Here is a 1,192-nt window from a genome sequence, read left to right as displayed (position 1 = left end):
AGTCTATAAATTATATGATTTTTGTACTCAAAGATATTATTATTATAATTAGTTATTATAAGAGACTATGCAAAAAAAATCAGATTAAGCTAAAAATATAAAAAATATGAGGAAAAAGGTGAGTACAAAATGGAAAATTTAGAGTCTAAATTATTAATTCAATCAATTATAAGAGGGGTAGATGTCTTTCAGTGCTTTAAAGATGATAATACCGAGATGGGTATAAAGGAGATAAGCGGTATTGTAAATTTATCTGAAAGTACAGTGTACAGAATATTGAGCACACTGGAATACAGGGGAATTTTAATCCAAAATAAAAAAAATAAAAAATACAGACTTGGGTTAAGCTTGTTAAAAACAGTTAATAGAATGAACAATTTCAAAAGTTGGAGCATGGAAGCCAATAACTGTATGATGGAATTGCAGCGTGAATTCAATGAAACAGTTAATTTAGCAGTAAGGGACGAGGATAATGCAATATATATAAATTCAATAGGTTCTTCACATGTTTTAAGACCTAATTTGGAAATCGGATCTAAATACCCTTGCCATTGTTCGGGACTGGGGAAATGTCTTTTGATGGATTTTCCCGAAAATAAGTTAAAAATGTTATTGAAATTTCCTCTTAAAAAATTTACCGATAAGACCATTGTAAATATGGATGCATTGATGAAAAACCTTAAAAAGGGAAGAGAAAATGGATATATATTGGATTATGAGGAATTTCAAATTGGGCTTGTATGTATATCAGCGCCTATAAGGGCATTTGGAAATAAAATAGTAGCGGCAATTAGTGTATCTATACCTACTGTAAGGGTTAATGATAAAATCTGTACTAAAATCAAGGATAAGGTGGTTAAAACAGCTAGAGAAATTTCCATGAAATTAGAAAATTAAAAGGGGGTAGGGATCTTATGTCTTTAATGACAGGAGAGGAATACGTAGAAAGTTTGCGTAAATTAAAATTAAATATATATTTGTTTGGAGAAAAATTGAGCAACCCAGTAGATAACCCAATGCTTGTACCATCACGTAACTCTGTAAAAATGACATATGATCTAGCGCAGATACCGGAATATCAAAATCTGATGACAGCGACTTCAAACTTAACGGGGGAAAAGATCAATAGATTTACCCACTTGCACCAGAGCACGGAGGATTTAGTTAAAAAAGTAAAAATGCAGAGATTATT

2 protein-coding genes are annotated in these 1,192 nt (G+C 31.0%); both read left to right on the top strand.

Going from position 1 to position 1,192, the window contains the following annotated elements; translation table 11 throughout:
• The first annotated feature begins 129 nt into the window (after positions 1 to 129).
• Positions 130 to 897, top strand: a complete 768-nt coding sequence (locus J5G60_RS18410; RefSeq protein ID WP_150355339.1) for an IclR family transcriptional regulator — start codon at positions 130 to 132, stop codon at positions 895 to 897.
• Positions 898 to 914: 17 nt separating this feature from the next.
• Positions 915 to 1,192 (top strand): 4-hydroxyphenylacetate 3-hydroxylase N-terminal domain-containing protein (locus J5G60_RS18405; RefSeq protein WP_328707017.1); only part of this gene is annotated, 278 nt, incomplete at its 3' end.

This window comes from Clostridium sp. HV4-5-A1G (assembly GCF_900184915.1).
Lineage (GTDB): Bacteria > Bacillota > Clostridia > Clostridiales > Clostridiaceae > Clostridium_B > Clostridium_B aromativorans.
The sequence above is the reverse complement of the archived record's forward strand: the minus strand, read 5'-3'. Positions and strand labels throughout refer to the sequence as shown.